This window comes from Amycolatopsis camponoti, from assembly GCF_902497555.1.
Classification (GTDB): Bacteria; Actinomycetota; Actinomycetes; order Mycobacteriales; family Pseudonocardiaceae; genus Amycolatopsis; species Amycolatopsis camponoti.
Genome location: NZ_CABVGP010000001.1, coordinates 723091 through 745595, shown reverse-complemented (window position 1 = coordinate 745595; position 22505 = coordinate 723091). Strand labels below are relative to the sequence as shown.

The following is a 22505-nucleotide window of genomic DNA, read 5'->3' as shown; positions in this document are numbered from 1 at the left end:
ATCACATCCGGAAGACGCCGTAGTTGACATCGGACAGGGGCGCGTTGGCCGCGGTCGAGAGCGCGAGGCCGAGCACCGTGCGGGTGTCCGCCGGGTCGATCACGCCGTCGTCCCACAGCCGCGCCGTCGAGTAGTAGGGGCTGCCCTGCGCTTCGTACTGCTCGCGGATCGGGTCCTTGAACGCTTCTTCGTCCTCGGCGGACCATTCGCCGCCGCGGGCCTCGATCGAGTCGCGGCGGACCGTCGAGAGCACGGACGCGGCCTGCTCGCCGCCCATCACGGAGATCCGCGCGTTCGGCCACATCCACAGGAACCGCGGCGAGTACGCCCGGCCGCACATCGAGTAGTTGCCGGCGCCGAACGAACCGCCGATAACGACGGTTAACTTCGGCACCCGCGCGCAGGCCACCGCGGTGACCATCTTCGCGCCGTGCTTGGCGATGCCGCCGGCTTCGTACGCGCGCCCGACCATGAAGCCGGTGATGTTCTGCAGGAACAGCAGCGGGATCGAGCGCTTGTCGCAGAGCTCGATGAAGTGCGCGCCCTTCATCGCGGACTCGGCGAACAGCACGCCGTTGTTCGCGACGATGCCGACCGGGTGGCCGTGGATCCGGGCGAAGCCGGTGACCAGGGTGGACCCGTATTCCTTCTTGAACTCGCCGAAGCGGCTGCCGTCGACGATCCGCGCGATCACCTCCCTTACGTCGTAAGGTGTGCGCGGGTCGGTCGGGACTACGCCGTACAGCTCGGCGGGGTCGACAGCCGGGGCCTCGGTCGGCAGCACGTCCCACGGGCGCGGCGTGCGCGGCCCGAGCGTCGACACGATGGACCGGACGATCCGCAGCGCGTGCGCGTCGTCGTCGGCCAGGTGGTCGGTGACGCCGGACTGCCGCGAGTGGACGTCGCCGCCGCCCAGCTCCTCCGCCGTGACGACCTCGCCGGTCGCGGCCTTCACCAGCGGCGGGCCGCCGAGGAAGATCGTGCCCTGGTTCCGGACGATCACGGCCTCGTCGCTCATCGCCGGGACGTACGCGCCGCCCGCGGTGCATGAGCCGAGCACCGCGGCGATCTGCGGGATGCCGCGCGCGGACATCGTCGCCTGGTTGTAGAAGATCCGGCCGAAGTGTTCACGATCCGGGAAGACCTCGTCCTGCCTGGGCAGGAACGCGCCGCCGGAGTCCACCAGGTAGACGCACGGCAGGTTGTTGTGCAGCGCGACCTCCTGGGCGCGCAGGTGCTTCTTGACCGTCATCGGGTAGTACGTGCCGCCCTTGACGGTGGCGTCGTTGGCGACGACCACGCACTCGCGGCCGGAGACCCGCCCGATCCCGGTGATGATCCCGGCCGAGGGCGCCTCGTCGTCGTACAGTCCGGTCGCGGCCAGCGGCGAGAGCTCCAGGAACGCCGAACCCGGGTCCAGCAGCGTGTCGACGCGGTCGCGCGGCAGCAGCTTGCCGCGCTCGACGTGCCGGGTGCGCGACTTCTCCGGCCCGCCGAGACGGGTGCTCGCCAAACGTTTGCGGAGGTCCTCGACCAGCTCCGCGTGCGACGTCGCGTTGCGGGCGTAAGCCTCGCTGTCCGGGGCAGCAGACGTCCCCAGTACCGGCGTGTCCATGGGCTCCCTCGAAGTTAGCGGTCGTTAACCTCCGTCTCGATGTTAGCGACCGCTAACGTGGGTTGTCCAGTCGCCGGAATGCGGCAGCGTCGGAACACAGAGAGGCCACCCCGGCGAACCGGGGTGGCCTCCGCGGGAGGAACGTCAGCCGATGGCGTTCCGCAGCGGCGCGTAGTAACCGCCCGACTGCCCGGCCACGGTCGGGTGATAGGACTCGATCACCGGCCAGGTCAAGCTGTGCAGGTAGTCGTCGGACGAGGAGCAGATGTTGTGCCCGACGAACGACGGCCGCACGTCGACGAACGTCGCGCCCGCCGACGCCGCCCGGGACTGGATCACCGACGCCAGGGTGTCCGCGCCGGAGTTGATCGCGGTCCGTTTGGTGTCGCTGAGCCCGACCCAGCACGAGCCGGGCACGGTGTAGAAGCGCGGGTAGGACAGGACGACGAGCTTGGCGCCCGGAGCCTTGGCCTTGATCGCGTTGTAGGTGTTGGTCAGCAACGCGGGCAGGGTGTTGTTGACGTAGGTCTTCGCGGTGTTGACGCGCGCGGTGCAGGTCGCGTCGCTGCCGAGGGTGCAGGTCTGGATCACGTCGCTGAAGCCGGCGTCGTTGCCGCCCACGGTGACCGTGACCAGGGTCGCGTTGGAGGGGATGGAGTTGGCCTGGCTGATGACGTCGCCGGTCTTCGCTCCCGAGCAGGCGAGGAAGGTGAACGACGTGCCGCTGTGGGCGTTGGCCCAGAGCTGACCGTAGGCGTTGGAGCTGCGGTAGCAACTCCCGGAACTGCCGTAGCTGCCGGCCCCGACTCCCGAGGAGTAGGAGTCGCCGAGCGCGGCGTAGACGGTCCCGGCGGCGTGGGCGAGGCCCGTGACACCGAGAGTGGACAGGACGACGGCCCCGAGAGCCGTGCTCAACCTCAGAAAAAACCGTCGCGAAAGACGGATCGGAACCCCCATGGGCCACTCCTTTGTGACAGAACCGACCCCAAAAGCACAGCATGTGGAAGCCCCACGAGGAACCCCTAGTTACCTGCAAGTAACCCACTCGGCCCACGCCGGAAGACGGGAACAGTGTTAGCGCTCGCTAACCTGTGAATTCGTTCGCCCGCCGGTCGCCTCTCGGCGAGCCGGACGCCACGCGGTGTTAGCACTTGCTAACCGCGACCGGGACGCATCTCGGGATGCCGCGCGCCGGACCGAACTCGCCGCGGTGTTAGCGCTCGCTAACCTGCCGCTCTAATATGGCCGGATGCCGGCCAACCCCACTCCGCTCGTGAACGGCGAGAAGGCGAACAGACGCGAGCAGATCCTGGCCGCGGCCGCCGAGCTGTTCGCCCACCACGGGTTCCACGGTGTCGGGATCGACGACATCGGCGCCGCCGTCGGGATCTCCGGGCCCGCGCTCTACCGGCACTTCCGCAGCAAGGACGCGATCCTCGGCGAGATGCTGAACTCGATCAGCCGCTACCTGCTCGACGGCGGCACGACGTGGGCGGCCAGGCCCGGCACGCCGCACGACACGCTGGCCGGGCTCGTGGCGTTCCACGTCGGCTTCGCGCTCGCGCACCCGTCCCTGATCACCGTTCAAGAGCGCAACCTCGCGAACCTCACCGACGCCGACCGCAAGCAGGTTCGCGCGTTGCAGCGGCAGTACGTCGAGGTGTGGGTCAGCGCGATCCGCGAAGCCATGCCGGAGCTGGGAGAACGGCAGGCGCGGTCGGCGGCACACGCCGTGTTCGGATTGATCAACTCGACACCGTACAACCGCCATCTCAGTGACGGCGAACTCGCCGAACTGCTCTCCCGGCTCGCACTGGGTGCCCTTCACGCGGCCGGATGACCGACCCGGATCAAGGTATCCCCACGACCGCCGTCGCTGGTGTTTGATGGGGCACGTGGATGCGGACTGGAACGAGCAGGAGCTCGTCGAGAAGGCTCAGCGCGCGCTGACGGCGCTGAGCCTCGGTGACGACGCCGAAGCCCTCGTCGAGGTCGCGCCGACGGCCGCCGAACCGCAGGCCCGCGCGGACGAGACGAAAGCGTTGATGCTGCTGCTGTTCGGCGAATGCAGCGCGATGGTCTCCACCCTCGGCGACGGCGGCAGCGCGCCGGTCAAGGTCCAGGTCTTCGACGAAGACGGCGAAGAGGTCTCGATCGACCAGGCCGACCCGCCGGTGCGGACCGCCGTCCGGACGCTGCTGGCGGAGGTCCACGGCAACACCGAGGCGGCGCAGGAACAGGTCGAGATCGCCTTGGCCAACGCGGCGCCCGACGAGGTGGACAGCCTGGTGCTGCAGGCGTTGCGGTGGACGATCCGGCTGTCGGTCGAGTGCCTCGACCGGGACCTGCCGGTGGCCCCCTGGATCTCGGAAGCCGTCTCCGACTAGGCCGGGCGCAGCGAGCGGACGATCGGCGCCAGGTACAGCTCGGCCAGCCGGCGCCGCTGGACGTCGTCGTCCACCGGGAGCACCGTCTCCTGCGTCAGCACCAGCGACACCACGATCCGGATCAGCAGCTCCGCCATGCCGTCGACGTCCTCGGCGGGCAGGCTGAGCCGGCCCGCCGCGATCTCCGCGTGGAAGTGCGCCGCGATCCGGGTGCGGGCCGCCGCGAACAGGCCGCCCGCCTGCACCGTCAGCTGCGGGAGGATCAGCTCCGGCTCGGTGCGCAGCAGCCGGTTGAGCAGCCGGTGCCCGCGCAGGTACCCCAGCGAGAAGCTCAACCCCTCGATGAGCTTCTCCTCCGGGGTCGCCTGCGCCTCGACGACGGCGTCGACCTTCGTCAGGAAGCGCTTCATCTCCCGCAGGACCAGCGCGTTGAGCAGCTGGTCCTTCTTCGGGAAGTAGCGGTAGATCGTCACCCGTGAGAGGCCGACGCGGCGCGCGACGTCGTCGACGGTGAACCGGCGCAGCCCGAAGTCCTCGGCCTGGGTCAGCGCCGCGCCCATGATCCGTTCGGCGGTCTCGTCGCCGGGGAGCTCGGCTTCGAGCGCGTGCTTGAGGAGGTCGCGCATGACCCCAACCCTAAGCCGGTTTACAACTTGACGGAAAATGTTTCATGCGTTCTAGTGTTACACGACACAGGGAGGTGCGGACATGGGTGATCGTGAAGCCACGGCGGACCGGCTGCTCAAGTCGAGCGCCCGGCTGTCCTACGACCCGGACGTGGACGTCCACTGGGCCGCGCCGCTGAACGACGACCAGTTCTTCATCCCCGAGAAGCTGGTTTCCCTCTACGGCACGCCGTTGTGGGACACGCTCAGCCGCGCGCAGCGGATCGAGCTGTCGCGCCAAGAGCTCGTGAACACCGTCAGCGTCGGGATCTGGTTCGAGCTGATCCTCATGCAGATGCTGCTGCGCGCGTCCTACCGGCAGGACCCGACGACCCGGCACGTGCACTACGCGCTGACCGAGGTCGCCGACGAATGCCGGCACTCCACGATGTTCGCGCGCCTGATCGAGCGCGTCGACGGCCGTCCCTACCGCAACAACCGCTGGCTGCAACTCTCCGCGCAGGCTCTCCCGGCAATCCTCCACGGGCCGTCGATGTGGGTCGCGACGCTGATCGGCGAGGAGATCTTCGACGCGCTGCAGCGCGAGCACCTCGACGACGAGTCGGTGCAGCCGGTGGTCCGTGCGGTGATGCGGATCCACGTCACGGAAGAGGCGCGGCACGTGCGGTACGCGCGCGACGACCTCGTCCGCGAACTGGCGGACGCGCCCTGGTGGCGCAAGGAGTTCGCGCGGATCGTGGTCGCCGTCGGCGCGCTGCTGATGTCGCGGCTGCTGTCCCGGCCGCGCCAGTACCTGCGCGCGGGGATCGACCCCGGCGTCGCCGTCGAAGCCGCGCGGACCAGCGCGCACCGGCGGGAGACGCTGGCCTTCGGGGCCCGCAAGCTCGTCCGGTTCCTGCGGGAGAACGACCTGATCGGCGGCCCGAGCGCGCGGCTGTGGCGCCGCGCCGGAATGCTCTAGGCGGAGGGAAAACCATGGCACTCAAGGATCTGCTCGCCGCGAGCACGGGACGGCTCGCCGACCGGATCGCCACGGTGGGCGACGAGGCCGCCGATCGCGCGGACGACGTGGCCTGGCGGGTCGCGAAGCTCTCCGACCGCGCCGCCGGACGCCTCGGGGACTACGCCGCCGACGCGTCACGACGGGTCGCGAACACCTTGGTACGCCTGGGAGAGCGCGTGACTAGCCCAGAAGCGCCTTCGCCAGGGCGGCGATCTGATCGGTCTCGATGAGGAACGAGTCGTGGCCGTACGGCGAGGAAACCACCGACGGCTCCGACGTTCCCGGGATCCCCGCCGCGATCTCCGCCGACTGGTAGAGCGGGTAGAGCCGGTCGCTGTCCACCCCGCCGATCACCGCGCGGGCGGTCACCCGGCCCAAAGCCGCCGCGACACCGCCGCGATCCCGGCCGACGTCGTGGGTGTTCATCGACTCCGTCAGCACGACGTAGCTGTTCGCGTCGAACCGGCGCGCCAGCTTTCCCGCGTGGTGATCCAAATAGGACTCGACGGCGAACCGCCCGCCCCGCAACGGGTCCTCGTCACCTTGGTACGCGCGGCCGAACCGCTGGGCCAGCTCCGGCTCGCTGCGGTAGGTGACGTGCGCGATCCGCCGGGCGATCCCGAGCCCGGCCTGGGGCCCCGACGCTGCCGAATAGTAGTCGCCGCCGTGGAAGAACGGGTCGCTGCGGATGGCGTGCAGCTGCGGCGCCGCCCAGGCGATCTGCTCGGCCGACGCCCGCGCGGTCGACGCCAGCACGAGCACCGACGCCACCCGCGAGGGCAACGTCACCGCCCACTCCAGCGCGCGCATCCCGCCCATCGACCCGCCGACGACGGCCGCCCAGCGCTCGATGCCCAGGTGGTCGGCCAGGACCGCCTCCGAAGCCACCTGGTCCCGCACCGTCACGACCGGGAACCGGCTGCCCCACGGCGTCCCGTCCGGATCGGGTGACGACGGCCCGGTCGAACCCTGGCAGCCGCCGAGGACGTTCGGGACCACGACGAAGAACTCGTCGGTGTCCAGGGCTTTCCCGGGCCCGATCAGCCCGTCCCACCAGCCCGCGCTGGGATGCCCCGGCGCCGGCGGCCCGGCCGCGTGGCTGTCGCCGGTCAGCGCGTGCTCGACGAGGACCGCGTTGGACGCGTCGGAGTTCAGCGTCCCCCACGTCTCGTAAGCGAGCGTTAACGAAGGCAGCACGCCACCGGCCTCGAGCGCGAGCGCGCCGGGGCCGGTGACGAACTTCCGGCGTCCCGGCGGATCACCGATCCGCCAGGCGCCGGTGACGGGGCCAGCCGTCACAGTTCCGCCTTGGCCGCCCGGAATCCGGCCTCCAGGTCGGCCTTGAGGTCCTCGATCCCCTCCAGCCCGACGGCGATCCGGACCAGGCCCGGCGTCACGCCGCTGGCGAGCTGCTCCTCCGCCGAGAGCTGGCTGTGGGTGGTCGACGCGGGGTGCACGATCAGGCTGCGGACGTCGCCGAGGTTCACCAGCTGGCTGTGGAGCTCGGTGCCGTCGACGAACTTCCGGCCCGCCTCGACGCCGCCGCGCAGGTCGAAAGCCAGGACCGCGCCCGCGCCGCGCGGCAGGTACTTCTGCTTGGCCGCGTAGAAGGGGCTCGACGGCAGGCCGGCGTAGTACACCTTTTCGACCTCGTCGCGCTGCTCGAGCCACTCGGCGAGCGCCTGCGCGTTCTGGACGTGCCGCTCGACGCGCAGCGACAGCGTCTCGATGCCCTGCAGGATCAGGAAGCTGTTCAGCGGCGCGATCGCCGCCCCGGTGTCGCGCAGGATCTGGACGCGCGCCTTCGCGGCGTACGCGCCCGGGCCGAGCGCCTCCCAGTACTTCAGGCCGTGGTAGCTCGGGTCGGGCTCGTTGAAGCCCGGGAACTTGGCCGGGTCCTTGCCGAAGTCGAACGTGCCGCCGTCGACCAGGACGCCGGCGATCGTCGTGCCGTGGCCGCCGAGGTACTTGGTGGCGGAGTGGATCACGACGTCGGCGCCGTGCTCGATCGGCCTTACGAGGTAAGGCGTGGGAATGGTGTTGTCGACCAGCAGCGGGACGCCGGCCTCGTGCGCGGTGTCGGCGACGCCGCGGATGTCGAGGACGTTGCTGCCCGGGTTGGCGAGCGTCTCGGCGAAAAAGAACTTCGTGTTCGGCCGGACGGCGGCGCGCCACTGCTCGAGGTCGTCCTGGTCGTCGATGAACGTGACCTCGATGCCGAGCTTCGGCAGTGTGTAGTGGAAGAGGTTGTAGGTGCCGCCGTAGAGCGACTGGCTCGAGACGAAGTGGTCGCCCGCGCCCGCGAGGTTCAGGATCGCCGCGGTGGTCGCGGCCGAGCCGGACGCGAACGCCAGCGCCGCGACTCCCCCTTCGAGCGACGCGACGCGCTGCTCCAGCACGTCCTGCGTCGGGTTCATGATCCGCGTGTAGATGTTGCCGGGCTCGGCGAGGCTGAACAGGTCGGCGCCGTGCTGGCTGTCGCGGAAGACGTACGACGTCGTCTGGTAGATCGGCGTCGCCCGCGCGCCGGTGGCCGGATCCGGCGCGGCGCCCGCGTGGATCTGCCTGGTCTCGAAGGACCACGCCGAGGTGTCGTCCGCGCTCATCGTTTTCTCCTTGCGGCTCAAGGGGGATCGCTGGAGTCCGAAGCTACTTCGGCCGAACGGAGTACCCAACCGCTCCCACTTCCTGGGAGCCTACGCCCTTGCCCCGCCGATATCTCTGTGTCTAAGATATTCGATCAGGAAGATTCACAGACTGGGAGGAAGTCCTGATGGAGCGAGTACAGGTGCTGGTCGTGGGGGCCGGGCTGGGCGGACTGTCGGCATCGCTGTTCCTGGCCCGGGAAGGAGTGGACGTCCTGACGGTCGAACGGCACGCCGGAACGTCGGTCCACTCACGGGCCGCCGGGCAGAACTGGCGCACGATGGAGCTGTTCCACTGGGCAGGAATCGACCGCGAGGTGCTGCAGGTGAGCCCGCGGGCCTCGCGGGGGCTGCGGATCACCGTGGCGACCAGCCTGGCCGGCCGCGTCCTGCACCGGCTCATGGAAGACGGCAGCGAGTTCGACGTCTCGGCCTCGACGACGATGCCCGCCGGCATGGCAGGCCAGGACGTCGTCGAGCCGATCCTGCTGGCCCACGCCGAGAAAGCCGGCGCGCGGGTCCGGTTCCGGACCGAGCTCGTCGACCTGACGCAGGACGACGACGGCGTCACCGCGACGCTGCGGCACCGCGACTCAGGCGAAGAGACGGTCGTGCGCGCGGACTACGTCGTCGCCGCGGACGGCGGGCGCAGCGGCATCCGGCAGCGGCTCGGCATCGGGACCACCGGGATGGACGCGCTGAGCCACTGCCTCGGCGTCGTGTTCGACGCCGACCTCGGCGACCGCGTCCAGCCGGGCGTGACCGACCTCTTCTACCTGCAGCACCCGGACTTCACCGCGGGGCTGGTCAACACCGACGTGCCGAACCGGTACGTCTTCGCGCCGGACTACTTCCCGGACCGCGGCGAGAGCCCCGCCGACTTCGGCCACGACCGGCTCGTGTCGATGATCCGCGCGGCCACCGACCTGCCCGATCTCGAGCCGCAGATCGTCTGGACCGGCTCGTGGGAGATCGCCGCGCGGCTGGCGGACCGGTTCCGCGCCGGGCGGGTGTTCCTGGCCGGCGACGCGGCGAAGGTGACGCCGCCGACCGGCGGCCAGGGCGGCAACACCGCGGTCGGCGACAGCGCGGACATCGCGTGGAAGCTGGCCGCGGTGCTGCGCGGCGACGCGGGTGCGGCGCTGCTCGACACGTACGAGGCCGAGCGGCGGCCGATCGCGCGGATGATCATCGACACCTCGCTGCACAACATGAAGCAGCGGATGCACCCCGGCCTCGACGTCACGGGGATCACCGAGCCGGAGGACATGCTGAACGCCATCCTCGGGTTCCGGTACCGCTCGTCCGCCGTGCTGTCCGAGGAGCCGGACGACGGGTCGCGAGTGGAGGACATCCACGCGCCGACCGGACGTCCCGGCTTCCGGGCCCCGGGCCTGGCGTCCACTGTGGACTTGCTCGGGCACTCGTGGGTGCTGCTGTGCACCGGAGGCGAGTGGGAGCACGCCGCCGCCGACGTCGCGGCCGAGACCGGCGTCGGCCTCGACTGCCACGTCATCGACGACGGCCTCTTCGCCGCGAGGTACGGCCTTTCGGCGGGTGGCGCTTCGCTCGTGCGCCCCGACGGCGTCGTCGCGTGGCGGGCGAAGGAGCCGGTCGAGGACCCCACCGGCGAGCTGTGGCGGGTCCTGACCGCGGTCTTGTCGCGCCAGTCGCGCTAGTCGCGCTGCTGCAGCGCGAAGCGGTTCCCCTCGGAGTCGACGAACATCGACCACCAGCCCCACGGCTGCTTCTCCGGTTTCGACGGGAACTCCACCCCCTTCGCCGACAGTTCCTCGTACGTCTTCTCGACGTCGTCGGCGTGGAAGAAGAAGTTCGACGTCGGCAGCTGGTCGTTCTCGCCGAAGCGGCGGCGGTCCTCGGGGTTCTCGCTGAGCACGAGGATCGTCCCGTTCGGGGCGGTCACCTCGACCCAGCGGTGCCCCTGGTCGTCGTAGGGCACGTCGGTGGTCACCGCGAACCCGACGATCCCGGACCAGAACTCCTTGGCACGCGCCTGGTCCTCGACCCCGACGACGACCTTGCTGACCCCTTGGATGGGCATGACCCCGCCTCTCTCTATATCCACCGTGGATATAACCAGGGCGGAGTGTAGGCTGCTCGCATGGCCGACGGCAACCCGCTCACCCCCGCGGCTTTCCAGGTGCTCCTGGCCCTGGCCGCCGGGCCGGGCGGGCGCGCGCACGGCTACGGGATCATGGGGTTCGTCGCCGAGGTCACGAGCGGCGAGGTCCAGCTCGGCCCGGGCACGCTCTACCGGACGCTGACCCGGCTGGCCGCCGACGGACTGGCCGAGGAGCTGCCGGGCGAAGACTCCCGGCGCCGCTACTACCGCATCACGCCGGCCGGCCGCGAAGCTGCTTCGCGTGAGGCTGCTTCGTTGCGCCGGCTCGTCGCCGCGGCGGACGACGCGGGCCTGCTGGCGCGTCCGGAGTCGGCGTGAGCCGCCCGCTCGGCCTGGTGCCGCACCTGTTCGTGAAGGACGTCGAGACGGCGCTTTCCTTCTACGGCCGGGCGTTCGGCGCGGTGGAGCTGTTCCGCACGGTCCTGCCGGACGGCACGGTGCTGTTCGTGGAGCTGGCGGTCGGCGACGCGCGGCTGCTGGTGAGCCAGGAGATCGCGGCGCTGGACGCACTGGCGCCGTCGACGATCGGCGGGACCCCGCTCCTGCTGACGCTGGAGACCGCCGACCCGGACGACCTCGCGCGACGCGCGGTCTTCGCGGGCGCGACGGTGGAGGCCCCGGTGACGGAGATGTTCTTCGGCGAGCGCTACGGCCGGGTCGTCGACCCGGACGGCCACCGCTGGGCGCTCACCACGAAACGCGAGCAGTACACCCCGGAGGACATCGACGCGCGCAAGCCGCACGAGGTCTAACGGCGCGCGAGGACCCAGTGGAAGGTGGCCGCGCCCTCGGGTTCGTGCATGGTCACGGGCTCGTCGAGGACCAGGGTGAACCCGGCTTCGGCGAGCAGGCGCCGGTTGACGTCGGGTGCGTGGCTGCTGAAGAACATGGGCGTGCCGAGCCAGTCGTCCTCGACGCCGTTCGCCTCGCTGCACCCGAGCGCGGCGAGGAACCAGCCACCCGGCCGCAGCCAGCGCGCGATCCGCGCGAAGAGCGCGCCCTGCTCTTCGCGCGGGACGTGCAGCACGGAGTAGAACGCCGTCACGGCGTCGAAGCTGTTGTCCGGGAAGGACACCGCCGTCATGTCCGCCTTCTCGAACCGCGCCCCGGGGACGGTGCGCCGCGCGAGTTCGAGCTGGGTCGCGGAGACGTCGACGCCGAGGACGTCGTGTCGTTCGGCGAGCAGCTTCGTGCACGGCACGCCCGCGCCGCAGCCGAGGTCGAGCACTTCCGCGCCGTCGGCGAGGCGGCCGGTCAGCTCGGCCAGGAAGCGCAGCCGGGGATCGTCCGCGATCCGCGCGCTCCACTCGAGGTACCGCTCGGCCGAGCTGTCGTAGCCGGTTTCGACGATCCGCCGCGCTTCGCTCACCGTCCGACCCTACCGAGCCGTCCAGCGGTTTCTCGGCCAGAATGATCCCGTGGTCTCGGTGCGCAGCGTGGTCGACCGGGTGGGGCCGACGCTGCTCCACGCGCTGCAGCTGCCCGACGAGTCGCCCGCCGTCGCCGATGTCGTGATCGCCGAACCCGGCGGGGCCGTCGCCGCCGGGGATCTCGTGCTCGGCGTCGCCACCACCGGCCCCGAAGACGCCGCCGAACTGGTGAAGCGCAGTGCCGAACAGGGCGCCGCCGCCGTGCTGCTCAAGCCGCCGCTCGCCGCGAAGCCCGCCGTCAAGCGGGCCGCGAAGGCCAGCGGCGTCGCGCTCGTCCAGGTGCACGCCGCGACGTCGTGGGCCCAGCTGGTGTGGCTGCTGCGGACCGTCCTCGACGCCCTCGCCGACGAGTCCGAGGACCTCGATCCCGGCTCCGGCGACCTCTTCCGGCTGGCCGACGCCGTCGCCTCCGTCGTGGACGCCCCGGTGACCATCGAGGACACCAACTCGCGCGTGCTCGCCTACTCCGCGCGCCAGGACCTCACCGACCCCGCGCGCGTCGCCACGATCATGGGCCGCCGCATCCCCGACGACGTCCTCGCGCGGTTCCGCTCGCGCGGGGTGTTCCGGGAGCTGTCCCGCGGCCGGCAGACGATCTTCGTCCCGGCCCAGCGCGACGGCACGCTGCCGCGGCTGATCGTGCCGATCCGGATGGGCGGCGAGCTGCTCGGGTCGATGTGGGCGGTCGTCGCCGGGCCGGTGTCCGACGAGCGCGCGGCCGCCTTCGCCGACGCCGCCCCGGTCGTCGCGCTGCACCTGCTGCGCCGGCGCGCGCACACCGACGCGCAGCGCCGAGCGTCGGCCGAACTGCTGCGCGGGGTGCTCGAAGGCCGGGCGAACCCGCGCAAGGCGATGGCCGAGCTGGACCTGTCCGACGAACCGCACCGGGTGGTCGTCATCGAGGTCACCGGCGGCGACGGCCGTGACGCCGAGGGCCTGCGGCTCGCCCTGCTCGAACGGATCTCCCAGGGCATCGGGCGCCGTCCGGTCGCGACCGAGCTGGGCGGGCTGCTCTACGCCGTGGTCCCGGACCGGCCGGGCCCCGGCGGCTGGGCGGAACTGCGCGACGCTCTCGTCGCGACGGGGCCGTCCCGTCGCAGTGGCGCCCCGCGCGCCGCGGCCGGCGCTCCCGGCGAGATCGGCGACCTCTCGGCCTCGCGCCTCCAAGCCGACGAAGCCCTCGGCCTGCTGCGCGCGGAGATCCTCGACGAGCGCGTGGTCACCTTCGACGAAGCCTGGACGGCGTTGACGCTGCACCGCGGCGCGACCGCGGCGGCCGGCGCGAAGGTCGCGGAGCTCGGCCCGCTGGGCGCGCTGCGCGCGCACGACGAAACGGGCAAGGCCGGCTACGTCGAGACGCTCTACGAGTGGCTGCGCCACCCCGGCGACCCGCGTGCGGCGGCGCGCGAGCTGCGGATCCACCCGAACACCCTGCGGTACCGGATGCGCAAGCTCCTCGAACTGGTGCCACTGGACCTCGACGACCCCGACGTCCGACTGGCCCTGATCACCCAGCTGGTCGCGCTGCGCTGGAGCTGACTGCGCCATTCGGCCCATTCCATGACCTATGCACTACTCCGCATGGATCGCGCCGAACGTTCCGATTGTCTTTTCCAGCCGAAAGATGGTGGATTCCGGTGATCGCCTGACGCACCTTCTTCGCAGCACCCGGGGTAGCCGGGCCGGCGCAGAGGAGTGTCCATGAGCAGTTCCGAGCGGGTTCGCAGGGCCGTCAAGCTGGGTGCGGTGTCCGCACTGTCCCTGGTCGCCCTGGTCGTCCCGGGCACCACCGCCGGGAGCGCCGTCGCCGCCCCGGCCGGCGACTGCTTCACCCCCACCCACGCCGCGGACCGCGGCAAGGACGGCCACGCCGACAGCCTGTCGCCCGCCGAAGCGGCCCGCATGGACGCGGACCTGCAGAGCAAGCTCGCCGGCAAGCGCACCGCGCTGAAGGCGCCGTCGGCGGTGTCGATCCCGGTCTACTTCCACGTGATCACCAGCGGCTCGACCGGCAACCTGCCGGCGTCGGCCATCACCAAGCAGATCTCCGTGCTCAACAGCGCGTACGCGTCCAGCGGCTTCAGCTTCACGCTGACGAGCACCGACTACACCAACAACTCCACCTGGTACAACGGCATCACCGACGGCACGTCCGCCGAGCGGAACATGAAGAACGCGCTGCGCAAGGGCGGCAAGAACGCGCTGAACATCTACACCGCCAACCTCGGTGACGACCTGCTCGGCTGGGCGACGTTCCCCTCGAACTACAGCTCGCAGCCGAAGCTGGACGGCGTCGTGATCCTCGACGAGTCACTGCCTGGCCGGTCGGCGACCAACTACAACGAGGGCGACACGGCCACCCACGAGGTCGGCCACTGGATGGGCCTGTACCACACGTTCCAGGGCGGCTGCTCCGGTTCGGGCGACTACGTCTCGGACACCCCGGCCGAAGCGACGGCGACGTCCGGGTGCCCGGCCAGCAAGGACACGTGCACCTCGGCGGGCAAGGACCCGGTCCACAACTTCATGGACTACAGCTACGACAGCTGCATGTACGAGTTCACCGCGGGCCAGGCCACGCGGATGAACAGCTCCTGGTCGGCCTACCGCGCCTGACCCTCTCGCGAAGTACCGGCGAGTCCACCTTACGGTGTAAGTCACCTTACGGCGTAAGGTGGGCTCGCCGGTACTGTCAGGCGACCAGCAGCGTCTTGCCGATCGTGGTGCGGGACTCCATCGCCGCGTGGGCGTCCGCGGCTTTCTCCAGCGGGAACCGCTGCCCGATCACCGGCACCAGCCGTCCGGCCGCGGCTTCCGACAGCGCCGACTCCGTGAACGCCCGCATCTCCGCCGGGCTCCCGATCGAGCGCACCAGCGAGACACCCCGCGAAGCGGCGTCCGCTTCGGACACCTCCGCCCACGAACCGCCCGCGAGGCCGTACACCGCCATCCGCCCGCCTGGACGCAGCGACCCGAACGCCGCCGTGCCGATCGCCCCGCCCACGCCGTCGAAGACGACGTCGACCGCGCCCACCGAAGACGCCCAGTCCGGGGCCAGGTAGTCGACGACCTCGTCCGCGCCCAGGACGTGAGCCACCTTCGCCGGCCCACCCGCCGCGCCGACCACCGTGGCGCCCGCCGCCTTCGCCAGCTGCACCAGCAGGCCGCCGACGCCACCCGCCGCGGCCTCGACCAGGACTCGATCGCCGGGCCGCACCCTGGTGGCATGGACCAAGCCCGTCGCGGTCCGGCCGTCCGCGAGCAGCGCCACCGCCGCGTCGAGCGCCAGCGCGTCCGGCACCGCGAACGCCGCCGACGCGTCCACCGCGACGCGCTGGGCGTACCCGCCGGAGCCGCCGGTCGACGTCACCACCCGCTGTCCGGCGAGCCCCGGGTCGGCGCCCGGGCCGACCGCGCTGATCACGCCGCCGACGCCGTTGCCGGGGACGATCGGCAACGGCGGCCGGAACGGTCCCGTCCCGGCCCGCACCTGCGTCTCGACGAACGTGGTGTTCGCGAACGCCACCTCGACCAGCACCTGGCCGGGCCCGGGTACCGGGTCCGGCGCGTCGCCCGGCTCCAGCACTTCCGGCCCGCCGAACTCCCGCAACCACACAGCTCTCATGGCTCCACGCTGCAACCTCCAGCGCGGTCGAAGTCAACGTTCTTGTCCGCGTAGCACCACGATAACGGCGAAGAAATGTCCGCACAGCACGATGACACCGCCGTCCGGGTGGCTCACCGTGAGTGGCACCACCGCACCGAATCCGGACGCAGACCGACCCAGGAGGCCGACCGTGCGTATCGCTGTCCCCCGTGAAATCAAGAGGCACGAGTACCGGGTCGCGCTGACCCCGGCCGGGGTGCACGAGCTGGTCGGCCGCGGGCACGACGTCTTCGTCGAGACCGGCGCGGGCATCGGCTCGTCCATCTCCGACGATGAATACGTCGCCGCCGGCGCGAAGATCCTCGCCACCGCCGAAGAGACCTGGGCCGAGGGCGAGCTGGTCCTCAAGGTCAAGGAGCCGATCGCCGAGGAGTACCCCCGGCTGCGCGCCGACCAGGTCCTCTTCACCTACCTGCACATCGCCGCCGACCGGCCGCTGACCGACGCGCTGCTGGCCGCCGGCACCACCGCGATCGCCTACGAAACCGTGCAGACCGCGAACGGCGCGCTCCCGCTGCTCGCCCCGATGTCCGAGGTCGCGGGCCGGCTGGCCCCGCAGGTCGGCGCGTTCTCGCTGATGAAGCCGAGCGGCGGCCGCGGCGTGCTGCCCGGCGGCATCCCCGGCGTGCACCCGGCGCGCGTCGTCGTCATCGGCGGCGGCGTCGCCGGCCTGAACGCCGCCCGCGTCGCGCTGGGCCTCGGCTCGGACGTCGAGATCCTGGACACCAACGTCGACCGCCTCCGCCAGATCGACAACGACTTCGGCGGCCGCATCCGCACGGTGACGTCGAACCGCCTCTCGGTCGAAGAGTCCGTGCTGCAGGCCGACATGGTCATCGGCGCGGTGCTGGTCCCGGGCGCGAAGGCGCCGAAGCTGGTCTCGAACGAGCTCGTGTCCCGCATGAAGCCGGGCAGCGTGCTCGTCGACATCGCGATCGACCAGGGTGGTTGCTTCGCCGACTCGCGCCCGACCACGCACGACGAGCCGACCTACACCGTGCACGAGTCCGTCTTCTACTGCGTCGCGAACATGCCGGGCGCGGTGCCCCGGACGTCGACCTACGGCCTCACGAACGTGACGCTGCCTTACGCCGTACAGCTGGCCGAGCACGGCTGGAAGGCCGCCCTGCAGGCCGACGCCGCGCTCGCCAAGGGCCTCAACACCCACGCCGGCGCCCTGACGAACGGCCCGGTCGCGGTCGCGCACGACCTGCCGCACACGGCGCTGGAGACGGTTCTTGCCTGACCCTATTTCACCCGAGCGGGCCCCTGTCGTTCCTCGGCAGGGGCCCGCTCCCCTTTCGCCACCAGCCGGCGGCCGAAGGCGATCGCGGGCAGTTCGACCCAGCGCCGCAAGCCGCAGGCGAAGAGCAGCGCGACGGCGGAGGTCGCGACGGCCTTCGCCGGTCCCGTCGGCAGCAGGAGCCCGGTCACGCCCGCCGCCCCGGTCTGGGCCAGGTAGAGCGCGTAGGACCGATCACCGATGTAAGTGAGCGGACGGCTCGCGAGCAGCCGCCGCACCGGGCCCGCGGAGACGACCGCGACGAGCAGCAGCGCCGCGCCCACCGCGTAGATGGGGACGACGAACTGCCAGTTCCCGCCGAGCGAGCGTCCCAGCGGCTTGACCGACAGCTGCAGCACGCCGAACCCCAGCGCGACCAGCACCCCGGCGGCCGGGCTGGTCAGCGGCCGCAGCACGGCGAACCCGCGCGGGTGGTGCAGGGCCAGGCCGAGCAGGCAGCCGACGACCAGCGAGCCGTAGTGCACCGTCAGGCTCGCCCACTGGTGCGACGGCGCCAGCGGCAGCACACCGAGCACGATCCCGATCGCGCCGGCGCCGATCATCAGGCGCAGCGCGGTCTTCCCGGACTTCGCCGATGACGTCAGCACGAGCAGCGCGGGCCAGACGAGGTAGAACTTCTCCTCCACGCCCAGCGACCACGACGTCGGGTACGGCGTGTTGAAGTCGACGACTTCGTTGAGGAAGGTCAGGTAGTACGGCATCGCGTCGCCGAGCCTGCCGCTCGCGTACGTCCCGGCGAGGGTCACCGCCAGCGCCGTCAGGCCGAGCAGCAGGAAGTACACCGGCATGATCCGGAAGACGCGGCGGACGTAGAAGTCACGCAACGAGATCCGGCCGGTGCGCTCCTCTTCGCGCAGCGCCAGCGTGGTGATGAGGAAGCCGGACAGCACGAAGAACAGCTGGACGGCGATCCAGCCCTGCAGCCGGTCGACGACGGGGCCGCCGTAGTGGAAGAACACGACGGCCAGCGCGGCCAGCGCGCGCAGGCCGGTGAGACCCGGGAACCACGACGACGCCCGGTATTCGGCGTGGTCGAGGGGGCGCCAAGAGATGATCATGGCCGCAGCGTCGGCCGCGGACGCTGAACGCAGCCTGAAGCCGGCTTAAGACGTCTTCAGCTCCGGAATCCGGACGACGAACCGGCTCCCGCCCTCGACCGCGGCCGTGCCGCCGTGGGCGCGGGCGATGTCGGCGACGATCGCCAGGCCCAGCCCGGATCCGCCGTCGTCGCGGGCGCGCGCGTTGTCGAGGCGGACGAAGCGGTCGAAGACGCGCTCGCGGTCCGCTTCGGGGATGCCGGGCCCGTCGTCGGTGACCGACAGCACCGCCCAACCGTCCACAGTGGACACTTTGACGGCGACGCGGGACACCGCGTGCCGCCGGGCGTTGTCGACGAGGTTGCGGAGGAGCCGTTCGAGCCGCGACCGGTGGCCGCGCACCACCGGCGCGCCGCGGATCTCGATCTCCGCCCGGCCGGCCGCGACCGCCTGGACCACTTCGGACAGTGCCACGGGTTCGAGCCGGTCCGGCCCGGCGTGGTCGAGCTTGCCGAGCAGCACGAGGTCGGCGACGAGGTCCTGCAGGCGGGTGACGTCGAGCAGCGCGTTCTCGCAGGAGTGCCGCCAGTCGAGCCGGTCCGGGTGGGCCAGCAGCACTTCGAGCTGGGTCCGCAGCGAGGCGAGCGGCGTGCGCAGCTCGTGCGAAGCGTCGGAGGTGAACCGGCTCTGGCGCGTGACGGCTTCGTCGAGCCGCGCGAGCATGGTGTTCATCGTCCCGGCGAGGCGCGCGATCTCGTCGCCGGTGCGCGGCGCCGGAACGCGGCGGCTCAGGTCGTGCGCGCCGATCTCGGCGACCTCCCCGCGGATGGCCTCGACCGGGCGCAGCGACCGGCGGACGGCGAGCCACGCGATCACGCCGATGAGCAGCGCGACCGCGGGGACGCCGAAGGTGAGCACAGTCCGGACGGAGTCGACGGCCGCCTGGCCTTCGGGGTCGAGCTGCGCACCGGCGTAGACCTGGTACCTGCTGTCGCCGCTGGTGGCGTGGACGACGTGCAGGGTCAGGTCGTCGTCGAGCCCGCGCAGCTCGGGAGCACATCCCACCGACCGCTGGTCGGCGCGGTCGATTTCGTACGGCCGCAGAGTGACATCGGCGTCGTACGCCGTAAGGGTGGCGCCGCTCAGGACGGGGCAGGACGCGACGCTCTTGCCCGTCCGGTCCTTGACCTCGTAGATCGAGTCACGCACGAGCAGCGTCAGGTCGCCGGGCCGGGCGCCGGTGTTCAGGAGCTGGACGATCGCGTCGGCGTGGGCGTCGGCGAGCTGGGTGGCGGCGTTCCGGAGCCGGCTCTCCGCCTGGAGCACGAACCACAGCGACACCGCCCCGAGCGCCACGGCCGAGGCGGCGAAGGCCGTCACCGCGACGCGGAACCGGGTGGAGCGAAGGAAGCTAGGCACCCGAGCCGGCCACGTGGTAGCCGGCGCCGCGGACCGTCCGGATGGTCTCGGCGCCGAGCTTGCGCCGCAGGGCGCTGACGTGGACCTCGACGAGGTTGGCGGTCGCGGAGGCGGCGAAGTCCCAGAGGTTGTCGAGCAGCTCGGCCTTGGTGACGACCTGCCCTGGCCGTTGCATGAGGTAGGCGAGGAGGGCGAACTCCTTGCCGGTGAGGGTGATGTCGGCGGTGCCGCGCCGGCACGTCCGGCCGGCCTGGTCGAGTTCGAGGTCACCCAGTTTGAGGACCCCCGGGCGGGTGGCGCCGCCGCGCCGGATGAGGGCGCGCAGCCGTGAGAGCAGGACTCCGTAGGAGAAGGGCTTGGGCAGGAAGTCGTCGGCGCCGGTGTCGAGGGCTTCGATCTCGTCGTCCTCGCCGTCCTTGGCGGTGAGCATGAGGATGGGGGTGCTGTCGCCCTGGTCGCGCAGCCGCCGGCAGACGCGGTAGCCGTTCAGGCCGGGCAGCATGATGTCGAGGATGATCGCGGAGTAGGGGTGCTCGGTGGCGAGCCAGAGGGCATCCCGCCCGTTGTGGGCGACATCGACGGCATAGCCCTCGGCACTCAGCCCGGCCCGCAGCGCTTCGGCGAGCCGCCGTTCATCTTCCACGAGCAAGATCCGCACCGCGCAACGATGCCACAAGCCACACGAAAACACCGAGACCACCAAATGGCCACCCGTCCCCGGCCAACGCCGGGAGCTGCGCCCGAGGCACCGTGAGGTCCAAGCACAACCCGGGCGGCCTACCCGGACAACGCTGGGAGGTGCACCCGAGGCACCGTGAGGTCCAAGCACAACCCGGGCGGCCTACCCGGACAACGCTGGGAGGTGGGCCCGAGGCACCGTGGGGGTCCGGGGGCTCGGCCCCCGGGCAACATGGAGTGAGTTGCCGCTGAGGAGCGAAGCCCGAAGCGGAAACGTAGCGGCGACCCGCTCAACCAACCTGGGGGTCATTGGGAGCGGGCCGCCAAGGACAAGCTTAGAGGGGTTCGCCGGACTTTGCTGCACCGGGTCGGCAAGTCGAACGAATTCTTTACCAAGTTGATCTGCCCTCCAGCGCACCTCGACCGCGAAACCTGAGGTCAGCGCCGTGCAAGCGCCACGCAGGGCGACCGCTTCCGGTAGCGGAACGTGACGAACGTCGCTCTCCGCGGGTTCGGCCGTTCCGTGCGCGCGGGCGGCGCGGTTAGGGCAGGATGACGCCGCATCAGCGGGGAACGTTAGGGGACGGTATGCACGACGGCAGTGGCCGGATTGTGGTGCAGAACCTGAGCAAGCAGTTCGGCGCGGTGAACGCGGTGCAGAACCTCAGTTTCACGGTCGAGCCGGGTTCGGTGACGGGTTTCCTGGGCCCGAACGGCGCCGGGAAGACGACGACGCTGCGGATGCTGCTCGGGCTGGTGACGCCCACGGCGGGGCAGGCGACGATCAACGGGCGCCCGCACTCGCAGCTGGGGAACCCGGCGCGGGTGGTGGGCTCGGTGCTGGAGAACGAGGGCTTCCACCCGAGCCGCACGGCGCGCAACCACCTCCGCGTCTACGCGGCGGCGATCGGGGTGCCGGACCGGCGCGCGGACGAGGTGCTCGGCCTGGTCGGCCTGGGGGCCGTCGCGGACCGGAAGGCCGGCGGTTTCTCCCTCGGCATGCGGCAGCGGCTGGCGCTGGCGACGGCGTTGCTGGGTGACCCGCAGGTGCTGGTGCTGGACGAGCCGACGAACGGCCTCGACCCCGAGGGCATCCTGTGGCTGCGCAACTTCCTGCGCTCGTACGCGCGGGAGCAGCGGCGGACCGTCCTGGTCTCGAGCCACCTGCTCAACGAGGTCGAGCAGCTGATCGACCAGGTCGTGATCATCAGCCAGGGCGTCACGCGGTACTACGGCTCGCTGGACCAGCTGCGCAAGAGCCAGCAGTCGCGCGTGCTGGTGCAGCCGGCGGACCCCTCCGCGCTCGTGAAGGCGTTGCAGGAGAACGGCATCACCGCCGTCTCGCCGACGCCGGACGGCCGGGTCGCGGTCGCCGGGTCGAGCGTCCAGCAGATCGGGGACATCGCCGCGAAGGCCGGCATCGCCGTCTACGGGATGCAGGAGGACCACGCCGACCTGGAGCGGATGTTCTTCCAGCTGACGCAGGGCCAGTACGCCGGCGGCCCCCAAGGTTACCCGCCGCAGCCGCAATACCAGGGTCCGCCGCCGGGGTATCCGCCGTCGGGTCCGCAGCAGCAGTACCGGGGAGGACCGCAGCAGTGATGGGCAACCTGATCAAGGCGGAGTTCCGCAAGACGCTGTCGCTGAAGACGTGGTGGGTGCTGCTGATCCCGCTGGCGCTGGTGGCGTTCTGGCTGACGTTCGCGTGGGGCAAGATCACCAACGACTTCGCCGACTTCCTGAGCTCGGACAGCGATGCCCGGCAGGTCACCCGGCTGATCGGCCTGGACCCGAGCCAGGTGCCGGTGGGGCTGCTCGCGCTCGCGCACGGCGTCAACATCGCGCAGCTGGTCCCCGGGCTGTTCGGGATCTTCGCGCTCGCCGGCGAGTACCGCAGCAAGACGATCACGACGACGTTCCTGACCGCGCCGAACCGGATTTCGGCGCTGACGGCGAAGATGCTCACCTACGTCGGGTGGGGCGCGATCTACGGGCTGGTCAGCTTCGGCGTCTCGGCGATCGCCGTCATGTCGTCGGTCGACTCGGGCCGGTGGCCGTCGGCGGGCCAGTGGCTGGCCGCGCTCGGCGGGACGATCCTGGCCTCGGTGCTGGTGACGTTGTTCGGCATCGGGTTCGGCGCGGTGCTGCGCAACGTGCCGCTCGCGGTGGTGCTGTTCCTCGTGTGGTTCCTGATCGTGGAGAACGTGCTGGTGATCCTGCTGTGGGGGCAGACGACCCTCCTGGGCGGGATCCTGCCGAACGGCACCGCGAACGGGATCGTCGGCGGGATCGCCGCGGACGCGTTCGGGTTCAACTCGCTCAACCTGCCGGACGACGTCAACTCGGGCGCCCAGCTGCTGCTGCAGTACACGGCGGCCGCGCCCGGCGTGCTGTCCTGGTGGGCGTCGGCGCTGATCTTCTTCGCGTGGACGATGCTCTTCTTCGGCCTCGGCTGGGCGGGCAACCAGAAGCGCGACATCACGTAGTTTCACCCGTCCGGGAAGGCCGTCTCGAAGTCTTCGAGGCGGCCTTCCTCGCGTTCGGGGAAATAT

At 71.1% G+C, this 22505-nt stretch carries 22 protein-coding genes; 11 read left to right on the top strand and 11 right to left on the bottom strand.

Annotation, left to right across the window (positions count from 1 at the left end; all coding sequences use genetic code 11):
* Nucleotide 1: 1 nt before the first annotated feature.
* Together AA23TX_RS03615 and AA23TX_RS03610 are read right to left on the bottom strand one after the other, a co-directional pair.
* Entirely contained in the window at nt 2-1615 is a 1614-nt protein-coding gene (locus tag AA23TX_RS03615) for a carboxyl transferase domain-containing protein (protein ID WP_155541163.1), read from the bottom strand.
* 144 nt (nt 1616-1759) lie between these two features.
* A complete protein-coding gene (locus AA23TX_RS03610; protein ID WP_155541162.1) occupies nt 1760-2530 on the bottom strand; it encodes an SGNH/GDSL hydrolase family protein in 771 nt (256 codons plus the stop codon).
* Between the two features lie 334 nt (nt 2531-2864).
* Between AA23TX_RS03610 and AA23TX_RS03605 the strand changes: the two genes are divergently transcribed.
* Complete coding sequence (locus AA23TX_RS03605; RefSeq protein ID WP_196425171.1) at nt 2865-3455, top strand: SACE_7040 family transcriptional regulator; 591 nt, start codon at nt 2865-2867, stop codon at nt 3453-3455.
* A gap of 46 nt (nt 3456-3501) precedes the next feature.
* Entirely contained in the window at nt 3502-4002 is a 501-nt protein-coding gene (locus tag AA23TX_RS03600; protein ID WP_155541161.1) for a hypothetical protein, read from the top strand.
* On the opposite strand, the gene AA23TX_RS03595 is transcribed toward AA23TX_RS03600, so the two are convergent.
* On the bottom strand, nt 3999-4628 hold the full coding sequence (locus tag AA23TX_RS03595) for a TetR/AcrR family transcriptional regulator (RefSeq protein WP_155541160.1): 630 nt from the start codon (nt 4626-4628) through the stop codon (nt 3999-4001). The two genes, AA23TX_RS03600 and AA23TX_RS03595, sit on opposite strands and share 4 nt — an antisense overlap.
* Before the next feature lie 82 nt (nt 4629-4710).
* On the opposite strand from AA23TX_RS03595, the gene AA23TX_RS03590 reads away from it, so the two are divergent.
* Nucleotides 4711-5589 carry an AurF N-oxygenase family protein gene (locus AA23TX_RS03590; protein WP_155541159.1) on the top strand — a complete coding sequence of 293 codons (879 nt, stop codon included), beginning with the start codon at nt 4711-4713 and terminating at the stop codon, nt 5587-5589.
* Nucleotides 5590-5811: 222 nt separating this feature from the next.
* Here the strand turns inward: AA23TX_RS03590 and metX are convergent, their stop codons facing one another.
* Together metX and AA23TX_RS03580 are read right to left on the bottom strand one after the other, a co-directional pair.
* Complete coding sequence (gene metX, locus AA23TX_RS03585) at nt 5812-6930, bottom strand: homoserine O-acetyltransferase MetX (RefSeq protein ID WP_155541158.1); 1119 nt, start codon at nt 6928-6930, stop codon at nt 5812-5814.
* A complete protein-coding gene (locus tag AA23TX_RS03580) occupies nt 6927-8237 on the bottom strand; it encodes a bifunctional o-acetylhomoserine/o-acetylserine sulfhydrylase (RefSeq protein WP_155541157.1) in 1311 nt (436 codons plus the stop codon). Before AA23TX_RS03580 ends, metX begins: the two co-directional genes overlap by 4 nt.
* A 167-nt stretch (nt 8238-8404) precedes the next feature.
* Between AA23TX_RS03580 and rdmE the strand changes: the two genes are divergently transcribed.
* The gene (gene rdmE / locus AA23TX_RS03575) at nt 8405-9955 is read left to right on the top strand and encodes an aklavinone 12-hydroxylase RdmE (RefSeq protein WP_230862323.1); all 1551 of its coding nucleotides are present in this window, start codon (nt 8405-8407) and stop codon (nt 9953-9955) included.
* Here rdmE and AA23TX_RS03570 read toward each other — a convergent pair.
* The gene (locus AA23TX_RS03570) at nt 9952-10338 is read right to left on the bottom strand and encodes a VOC family protein (RefSeq protein WP_155541155.1); all 387 of its coding nucleotides are present in this window, start codon (nt 10336-10338) and stop codon (nt 9952-9954) included. The two genes, rdmE and AA23TX_RS03570, sit on opposite strands and share 4 nt — an antisense overlap.
* A 60-nt stretch (nt 10339-10398) precedes the next feature.
* Here AA23TX_RS03570 and AA23TX_RS03565 point away from each other — a divergent pair, with 60 nt between their 5' ends.
* Together AA23TX_RS03565 and AA23TX_RS03560 are read left to right on the top strand one after the other, a co-directional pair.
* Nucleotides 10399-10737: a PadR family transcriptional regulator gene (locus AA23TX_RS03565; protein WP_155541154.1), complete on the top strand. Its 339-nt coding sequence runs from the start codon at nt 10399-10401 to the stop codon at nt 10735-10737.
* On the top strand, nt 10734-11171 hold the full coding sequence (locus AA23TX_RS03560) for a VOC family protein (protein ID WP_155541153.1): 438 nt from the start codon (nt 10734-10736) through the stop codon (nt 11169-11171). Before AA23TX_RS03565 ends, AA23TX_RS03560 begins: the two co-directional genes overlap by 4 nt.
* Here AA23TX_RS03560 and AA23TX_RS03555 read toward each other — a convergent pair.
* Nucleotides 11168-11788: a class I SAM-dependent methyltransferase gene (locus tag AA23TX_RS03555; RefSeq protein ID WP_155541152.1), complete on the bottom strand. Its 621-nt coding sequence runs from the start codon at nt 11786-11788 to the stop codon at nt 11168-11170. The two genes, AA23TX_RS03560 and AA23TX_RS03555, sit on opposite strands and share 4 nt — an antisense overlap.
* Nucleotides 11789-11837: 49 nt before the next feature.
* On the opposite strand from AA23TX_RS03555, the gene AA23TX_RS03550 reads away from it, so the two are divergent.
* The gene (locus AA23TX_RS03550; RefSeq protein WP_155541151.1) at nt 11838-13388 is read left to right on the top strand and encodes a PucR family transcriptional regulator; all 1551 of its coding nucleotides are present in this window, start codon (nt 11838-11840) and stop codon (nt 13386-13388) included.
* A 162-nt stretch (nt 13389-13550) separates the two neighbouring features.
* A complete protein-coding gene (locus AA23TX_RS03545) occupies nt 13551-14465 on the top strand; it encodes a zinc metalloprotease (RefSeq protein ID WP_155541150.1) in 915 nt (304 codons plus the stop codon).
* 76 nt (nt 14466-14541) lie between these two features.
* On the opposite strand, the gene AA23TX_RS03540 is transcribed toward AA23TX_RS03545, so the two are convergent.
* A complete protein-coding gene (locus AA23TX_RS03540; RefSeq protein WP_155541149.1) occupies nt 14542-15474 on the bottom strand; it encodes a zinc-binding dehydrogenase in 933 nt (310 codons plus the stop codon).
* Nucleotides 15475-15646: 172 nt separating this feature from the next.
* Between AA23TX_RS03540 and ald the strand changes: the two genes are divergently transcribed.
* Nucleotides 15647-16762 carry an alanine dehydrogenase gene (ald, locus tag AA23TX_RS03535; RefSeq protein WP_155541148.1) on the top strand — a complete coding sequence of 372 codons (1116 nt, stop codon included), beginning with the start codon at nt 15647-15649 and terminating at the stop codon, nt 16760-16762.
* Nucleotides 16763-16764: 2 nt separating this feature from the next.
* Here the strand turns inward: ald and AA23TX_RS03530 are convergent, their stop codons facing one another.
* The 3 genes from AA23TX_RS03530 to AA23TX_RS03520 are packed head-to-tail and all read right to left on the bottom strand — an operon-like array spanning nt 16765 to nt 19933.
* Nucleotides 16765-17877 (bottom strand): acyltransferase family protein, encoded by a 1113-nt coding sequence (locus tag AA23TX_RS03530; protein ID WP_155541147.1) that lies wholly within the window; start codon nt 17875-17877, stop codon nt 16765-16767.
* A 45-nt stretch (nt 17878-17922) separates the two neighbouring features.
* On the bottom strand, nt 17923-19275 hold the full coding sequence (locus tag AA23TX_RS03525; protein WP_155541146.1) for a sensor histidine kinase: 1353 nt from the start codon (nt 19273-19275) through the stop codon (nt 17923-17925).
* A complete protein-coding gene (locus AA23TX_RS03520) occupies nt 19268-19933 on the bottom strand; it encodes a response regulator transcription factor (protein WP_155541145.1) in 666 nt (221 codons plus the stop codon). The genes AA23TX_RS03525 and AA23TX_RS03520 overlap by 8 nt, the downstream gene beginning before the upstream one ends.
* Before the next feature lie 608 nt (nt 19934-20541).
* Here AA23TX_RS03520 and AA23TX_RS03515 point away from each other — a divergent pair.
* Both AA23TX_RS03515 and AA23TX_RS03510 read left to right on the top strand, forming a co-directional pair.
* Complete coding sequence (locus AA23TX_RS03515) at nt 20542-21555, top strand: ABC transporter ATP-binding protein (protein ID WP_155541144.1); 1014 nt, start codon at nt 20542-20544, stop codon at nt 21553-21555.
* Entirely contained in the window at nt 21555-22439 is an 885-nt protein-coding gene (locus tag AA23TX_RS03510) for an ABC transporter permease subunit (RefSeq protein ID WP_155541143.1), read from the top strand. Before AA23TX_RS03515 ends, AA23TX_RS03510 begins: the two co-directional genes overlap by 1 nt.
* The last annotated feature ends 66 nt before the right edge of the window (nt 22440-22505 follow it).

Coding starts and splice junctions, on each gene's coding strand:
- AA23TX_RS03515 (WP_155541144.1), top strand. CDS start 20,542: ATGCACGACGGCAGTGGCCGGATTGTGGTGCAGAACCTGAGCAAGCAG.
- rdmE (WP_230862323.1), top strand. CDS start 8,405: ATGGAGCGAGTACAGGTGCTGGTCGTGGGGGCCGGGCTGGGCGGACTG.
- AA23TX_RS03545 (WP_155541150.1), top strand. CDS start 13,551: ATGAGCAGTTCCGAGCGGGTTCGCAGGGCCGTCAAGCTGGGTGCGGTG.
- AA23TX_RS03590 (WP_155541159.1), top strand. CDS start 4,711: ATGGGTGATCGTGAAGCCACGGCGGACCGGCTGCTCAAGTCGAGCGCC.
- AA23TX_RS03510 (WP_155541143.1), top strand. CDS start 21,555: ATGGGCAACCTGATCAAGGCGGAGTTCCGCAAGACGCTGTCGCTGAAG.
- AA23TX_RS03565 (WP_155541154.1), top strand. CDS start 10,399: ATGGCCGACGGCAACCCGCTCACCCCCGCGGCTTTCCAGGTGCTCCTG.
- AA23TX_RS03530 (WP_155541147.1), bottom strand. CDS start 17,877: ATGATCATCTCTTGGCGCCCCCTCGACCACGCCGAATACCGGGCGTCG.
- AA23TX_RS03605 (WP_196425171.1), top strand. CDS start 2,865: ATGCCGGCCAACCCCACTCCGCTCGTGAACGGCGAGAAGGCGAACAGA.
- AA23TX_RS03615 (WP_155541163.1), bottom strand. CDS start 1,615: ATGGACACGCCGGTACTGGGGACGTCTGCTGCCCCGGACAGCGAGGCT.
- AA23TX_RS03580 (WP_155541157.1), bottom strand. CDS start 8,237: ATGAGCGCGGACGACACCTCGGCGTGGTCCTTCGAGACCAGGCAGATC.
- AA23TX_RS03595 (WP_155541160.1), bottom strand. CDS start 4,628: ATGCGCGACCTCCTCAAGCACGCGCTCGAAGCCGAGCTCCCCGGCGAC.
- AA23TX_RS03600 (WP_155541161.1), top strand. CDS start 3,502: ATGGGGCACGTGGATGCGGACTGGAACGAGCAGGAGCTCGTCGAGAAG.
- AA23TX_RS03540 (WP_155541149.1), bottom strand. CDS start 15,474: ATGAGAGCTGTGTGGTTGCGGGAGTTCGGCGGGCCGGAAGTGCTGGAG.
- AA23TX_RS03570 (WP_155541155.1), bottom strand. CDS start 10,338: ATGCCCATCCAAGGGGTCAGCAAGGTCGTCGTCGGGGTCGAGGACCAG.